Annotated in this window: 6 protein-coding genes; all 6 read left to right on the top strand. The window is 64.1% G+C overall.

From position 1 onward, the window contains the following. The first annotated feature begins 97 nt into the window (after positions 1 to 97). Entirely contained in the window at positions 98 to 1,069 is a 972-nt protein-coding gene (locus ACFYOW_RS33405; protein WP_387294046.1) for a F0F1 ATP synthase subunit gamma, read from the top strand. A gap of 18 nt (positions 1,070 to 1,087) precedes the next feature. Next, complete coding sequence (gene atpD / locus ACFYOW_RS33410; RefSeq protein ID WP_063047772.1) at positions 1,088 to 2,530, top strand: F0F1 ATP synthase subunit beta; 1,443 nt, start codon at positions 1,088 to 1,090, stop codon at positions 2,528 to 2,530. Between the two features lie 6 nt (positions 2,531 to 2,536). After that, positions 2,537 to 2,911 (top strand): F0F1 ATP synthase subunit epsilon, encoded by a 375-nt coding sequence (locus tag ACFYOW_RS33415; RefSeq protein WP_387294047.1) that lies wholly within the window; start codon positions 2,537 to 2,539, stop codon positions 2,909 to 2,911. Between the two features lie 275 nt (positions 2,912 to 3,186). After that, positions 3,187 to 3,609 carry a DUF2550 domain-containing protein gene (locus ACFYOW_RS33420; protein WP_040687141.1) on the top strand — a complete coding sequence of 141 codons (423 nt, stop codon included), beginning with the start codon at positions 3,187 to 3,189 and terminating at the stop codon, positions 3,607 to 3,609. 9 nt (positions 3,610 to 3,618) lie between these two features. Further along, the gene (locus ACFYOW_RS33425; protein WP_387294048.1) at positions 3,619 to 4,200 is read left to right on the top strand and encodes a cob(I)yrinic acid a,c-diamide adenosyltransferase; all 582 of its coding nucleotides are present in this window, start codon (positions 3,619 to 3,621) and stop codon (positions 4,198 to 4,200) included. Positions 4,201 to 4,350: 150 nt separating this feature from the next. Beyond that, on the top strand, positions 4,351 to 5,610 hold the full coding sequence (gene murA / locus ACFYOW_RS33430) for a UDP-N-acetylglucosamine 1-carboxyvinyltransferase (RefSeq protein ID WP_387294049.1): 1,260 nt from the start codon (positions 4,351 to 4,353) through the stop codon (positions 5,608 to 5,610). The last annotated feature ends 390 nt before the right edge of the window (positions 5,611 to 6,000 follow it).

Consider the following 6,000-nt stretch of genomic DNA (forward strand, 5'->3'; position numbering starts at 1 on the left):
TGAGCGACGGGCACGGAGGCGGTAGCTTGCGTGACCACGCAGTGCCCCGTGAATGCTGCAATCCGACACCGTCGAATGAAGGGAGTGTGAACCGCTGATGGCAAGCTTGCGTGAATTGCGCTCCCGCATTCGTGGTGTGAGTTCGATCAAGAAGATCACCAAGGCCCAGGAGCTGATCGCGACCTCGCGAATCTCCAAGGCCCAGGCCAGGGTTGCGGCCGCGAAGCCGTACGCCGAGGAGATCACCAAGGTCCTCGGCGAGCTGGCGAGTGCGTCGACGAATCTGTCGCACCCGCTGCTGACCGAGCGGGCCAACCCCCGCCGCGCCGCCGTCCTGGTGATCACCAGTGACAGCGGCATGTGCGGTGGCTACAACTCCAACGTGCTCAAGCGCGCCGAGGAGCTCATGGTCACCCTGCGTGGCGAGGGCAAGGAGCCGGTGCTGTACGTGATGGGCAATAAGGGCCTCACGTACTACACCTTCCGGAATCGGCCGGTGGTCAACGCGTGGACCGGGTTCTCCCAGCAGCCGAAGTACAACGATGCCACGGCCGCATGCCACCACCTGGTGGACGCGTTCATGGCGGGCTCCGAGGCTGAGGTTCCGGCCCCGAACGGGGTGGGCAATATCGAGGGCGTCGACGAGTTGCACATCGTGTACACCCGTTTCGTCTCGATGCTGACCCAGACCCCCGAGGTGCGTCGCCTGGCGCCGATCCAGGTCAGCTATGTCGACGAAGACTACGACATGGGTGAGGACAGCTTCACCGACTCGCCGACCGCGGAACTCACCGCGCAGTACGAGTTCGAGCCCGATGCCGATGTGCTGCTGGCGGCGTTGCTGCCCAAGTACATCAACACGCGCATCTACTCATCGTTGCTCGAGGCAGCGGCATCCGAGTCCGCGGCTCGGCGCACCGCAATGAAGGCAGCCACCGACAACGCCAACGAACTGGCCAATGTGCTTACCCGGCAGGCGAATTCGGTGCGGCAGGCCCAGATCACGCAGGAAATCAGCGAAATCGTCGGCGGCGTGAACGCGCTGGCTTCGAGCTCGGACCGCGACTAAAGGCGCAGGAAGAGAAAAATGACCGCAGCAGTCACACAAGAGAGCCGGACCGGCGCGAAAACAGGTCGCGTCGTCCGCGTCATCGGCCCCGTCGTGGACGTCGAGTTCCCGCGGGGTTCCATCCCTGAGCTGTTCAACGCTCTGCACGCCGAGATCACCTTGACCTCGGTGGCCAAGACCCTGACCCTCGAGGTCGCCCAGCACCTCGGTGACAACATCGTGCGCACCATCTCGATGCAGCCCACCGACGGTCTGGTCCGTGGCGCCACCGTCACCGACACCGGCAAGCCGATCTCGGTGCCCGTCGGCGACATCACCAAGGGCCACGTGTTCAACGCCCTCGGCGACTGCCTCGACACCCCGGGTCTCGGCCGCGACGGCGAGCAGTGGGGCATCCACCGCAAGCCTCCGTCATTCGACCAGCTCGAGGGTAAGACCGAGATCCTGGAGACAGGCATCAAGGTCATCGACCTGCTGACCCCGTACGTGAAGGGCGGCAAGATCGGTCTGTTCGGTGGTGCCGGTGTCGGCAAGACCGTTCTGATCCAGGAGATGATCACCCGTATCGCGCGGGAGTTCTCCGGCACCTCGGTGTTCGCGGGCGTCGGTGAGCGCACCCGTGAGGGCACCGACCTGCACCTGGAAATGGAAGAGATGGGCGTCCTCCAGGACACCGCCCTCGTCTTCGGCCAGATGGACGAGCCGCCGGGCACCCGTATGCGCGTCGCGCTCTCGGCCCTGACCATGGCCGAGTACTTCCGCGATGTGCAGCATCAGGACGTGCTGCTGTTCATCGACAACATCTTCCGGTTCACCCAGGCCGGTTCCGAGGTGTCGACTCTGCTCGGCCGCATGCCTTCGGCCGTCGGTTACCAGCCCACGCTGGCCGACGAGATGGGTGAGCTGCAGGAGCGCATCACCTCGACCCGTGGTCGGTCCATCACCTCGCTGCAGGCCATCTACGTGCCCGCCGACGACTACACCGACCCGGCCCCGGCGACCACCTTCGCCCACCTCGATGCGACGACCGAGCTCTCCCGCCCGATCTCGCAGAAGGGCATCTACCCGGCTGTCGACCCGCTGACCTCGACCTCCCGCATCCTGGAGGCCTCGATCGTCGGTGCGGAGCACTTCCGGGTCGCCAACGAGGTGAAGCGGATCCTGCAGAAGTACAAGGAACTGCAGGACATCATCGCCATCCTCGGCATGGACGAGCTCTCCGAAGAGGACAAGGTCCTCGTCGGCCGGGCCCGTCGTCTGGAGAAGTTCCTCGGCCAGAACTTCATCGTTGCCGAGAAGTTCACCGGCCAGCCGGGCTCCGTGGTGCCGCTGACCGACACCATCGAGGCGTTCGACCGCGTCTGCAAGGGCGAGTTCGACCACTTCCCGGAGCAGGCGTTCAACTCCTGCGGTGGTCTCGACGACGTCGAGGCGGCCGCGAAGAAGATCGCCGGAAAGTAGTCACCCATGGCGGAGATGTCAGTTGATCTGGTCGCCGTCGAACGTTTGCTCTGGTCCGGCCAGGCGACGTTCGTCAGCGCGCAGACCACCGAAGGTCAGATCGGCATCATGGCGGGTCACGAGCCGCTGCTCGGCCAGCTGGTCGAGGGTGGCATCGTGAGCATCGTGCCCACCGAGGGTGAGCGGATCACCGCGGCGGTGCACGGTGGGTTCTTCTCGGTGACCGCGACCTCGGTCCGGGTGCTGGCCGAATCCGCGGAGTTCGCCGATGAGATCGACGTCGAGGCGGCCCGTCGGGTGCTGGACGACGCCGATGCCTCCGAGGAAGCGAAGATCGCGGCCCAGGGCCAGGTGCGCGCGGTCGAAGAGGCGAAGGCGTAGTACCGCACCAGGATTGGGTACGACCCGATAGCACGGCGCTGTCGGCGGCGAAGGTATTCGCCGCTGACAGCGCCGTTTCCGGTTTCGAACGTTCAAAGACAAGGCCCGGCCATTTGTAAACTCGGCGCCGTGGTTGAATGGCCGCACGCGGTGTGAGCATCAGGCCCGGAGGCGGTAGCCTGCGTAACCACGGAGGGCCTGCGAACACCGCCAATCGAATACCGTGTCGTCGACACGGCGGCGGAACGAAGGGACGAACGGCATTGCAGACCGGGATGGTTCTCCTGATCATTCTGGTGCTCACGCTCGTTCTGTTGGCGTTGGCCTCCACCTACCGGCTGATCATGCTGCGCCGCGGCGGCACCGCCGCGATTCTGCGGGTGCTGCCCGCACGCGGCGGTCAGGGGTGGCGGCACGGCCTGATTCGATATGACGAGGATCGCCTCGTCTTCTACAAGCTCTCCAGTCTGAAACTGGGCCCTGACTCCACCATTCGACGCCAGGGCATCGAGATCGGTGATCGGCGCGGCCCGCGCGGCGACGAATACGACATCATGACCGACGAGATCGCGGTGACCGCGGTTTCCGATAATGACGGCAATTATGAATTGGCCCTGGACCGCGGCTCACTGGCTGCCTTCCTCTCCTGGGTCGAATCCCGGCCCTCGGATCGCACCCGTCGGCTGCCCGGACTCTAGGCTGAACTCGTGAATGTGCACCTGACGCGGATCTATACGCGGACCGGCGACGACGGGACTACCGGTCTCAGCGATTTCTCGCGGGTGGCCAAAACCGATCCGCGGCTGGTCGCCTATGCCGACTGTGACGAAACGAACGCCGCCATCGGCGTCGCCGTCGCGCTCGGTGACCCTGCGCCGGAATTGCTGAAGGTAATGCGCCAGGTGCAGAACGATCTGTTCGATGCGGGCGCGGATCTTTCGACGCCGGTGGTCGAGGAGCCGAAGTATCCGCCGCTGCGCATCACCCAGCCCTATATCGACCGTCTCGAAGCCTGGTGCGATGAATTCAATGCCGATCTGCCCGCACTGAATTCGTTCATTCTGCCCGGCGGTACGCCGCTGGCCGCCCTGCTGCACACTGCTCGTACAGTGGCGCGGCGGGCGGAGCGTTCGGCATGGGCCGCGGTGCAGGCGCATCCGGAAGATACGAATATCCTTCCGGCCAAGTACCTGAACCGCCTCTCCGACCTGCTGTTCATCCTCAGCCGTGTCGCCAACCCGGGCGGTGACGTGTTGTGGAAGCCTGGTGGCGAACAAGGTGGTTCGTGAACTGTCCGATCCGCACCGACACGCGCAAAAGTTGCTGGACACCCCGAAAGTCGTCCCAGCTACCTGGATATAACCCCGGCACTGCTACCACCAGCCCGCAACGCAACTATCCTTTGCACCAACAGTGCGCCGAATACGCGGAGAGGCGGCATGGAACGGTTTTTGGTTACTGGCGGGAATCGACTCGTCGGTGAGGTCGCGGTCGGAGGTGCGAAGAACAGCGTCCTCAAGCTGATGGCGGCTGCATTGCTGGCCGAAGGCACGACCACCATTACGAACTGCCCGGACATCCTCGATGTGCCGTTGATGGGTGATGTGCTGCGCGGCCTCGGCTGCGACGTCACGATCGACGGGTCGGTCGTCACGATCAACACGCCTGCGGAGCCCAAGTACCACGCCGATTTTCCGGCGGTTACGCAGTTCCGCGCTTCGGTCTGTGTGCTCGGTCCACTGATGGCGCGTTGTAAGCGAGCTGTTGTCGCCCTGCCCGGCGGTGACGCGATCGGTTCGCGACCATTGGATATGCACCAGGCGGGTCTGCGTCTGCTCGGCGCGACCAGCGAAATCGAGCACGGTTGTGTGGTCGCGCGCGCCGAAGAACTCCAGGGTGCGCGGATCAGGCTGGACTTTCCCTCGGTGGGCGCTACCGAGAACATCCTCATGGCGGCCGTGCTGGCCGAGGGGGAGACGGTCATCGATAACGCGGCCCGTGAACCCGACATCGTCGATCTGTGCAACATGCTCGTTCGGATGGGCGCGCGGATCAGTGGTGCGGGTACCTCGGTGCTCACCATTCAGGGGGTCGAGCGACTCGCGCCGACGACGCACCAGGTGATCGGCGACCGGATCGTGGCCGCGACTTGGGGGATCGCCGCCGTGATGACCATGGGCGATGTCCGGGTCACCGGTGTGAACCCCAAGCATCTGTCCCTCGTGCTGGACAAGCTGCGCTCGGCGGGTGCGCGTATTTCGTTCGAACCGGACGGTTTCCGGGTGATCCAGGCCGATCGGCCGCGCGCGGTGAATTTCTCGACGTTGCCTTTCCCCGGATTCCCGACCGATCTGCAGCCGATGGCCATCGGTCTGGCGGCGATCGCGGACGGTACCTCGATGATCACCGAGAACATCTTCGAGGCGCGGTTCCGTTTCGTGGAGGAGATGATCCGGCTGGGCGCCGACGCGCGGACCGATGGACATCACGCGGTGGTGCGCGGAATTCCGCGGCTGTCGAGCGCGCCGGTGTGGTCGTCGGATATTCGGGCCGGCGCCGGATTGGTACTTGCCGGTCTGGTTGCCGATGGCACCACCGAGGTGCACGACGTCTTCCATATCGACCGCGGCTACCCCAATTTCGTCGAGCAGCTGCAGGCGTTGGGCGGTCAGGTCGAGCGCGTCGGTGCCGCGGATTGATCATGTGAACGGAAGGCGACGATCACCTCTTGCCGAAAACCGTTCCTGACCAGGCGATTTGACATCGTGCACACCGACACGTAACTTTATTCGAGTCAGAGCGACACGGACACCGACCCGGGGCCGACGCGCTGAGCCGAAAGGCTGGGCGAAGGACCAGGGAAACGAGGTAGGACGTTGAGCGCCTGACGATCACACTAGCTCGAACGAGACCCCGATTTTGAATTGGGTTCACGGCTGAGCTAAGCTGGATAAGTTGCCTCACCGATCGACCGGGGTCAAACCCGCTAGATGGTGTGTGCGTGTGTTCTTTGAGAACTCAATAGTGTGTCGATGAATGTCAGTGCCAATTTTTTATTGGTTCCGGCCTCTCATACCCCCGTGTGGTGA

The sequence above is a fragment of the Nocardia sp. NPDC006982 genome (assembly GCF_042869435.1).
Classification (GTDB): Bacteria; Actinomycetota; Actinomycetes; order Mycobacteriales; family Mycobacteriaceae; genus Nocardia.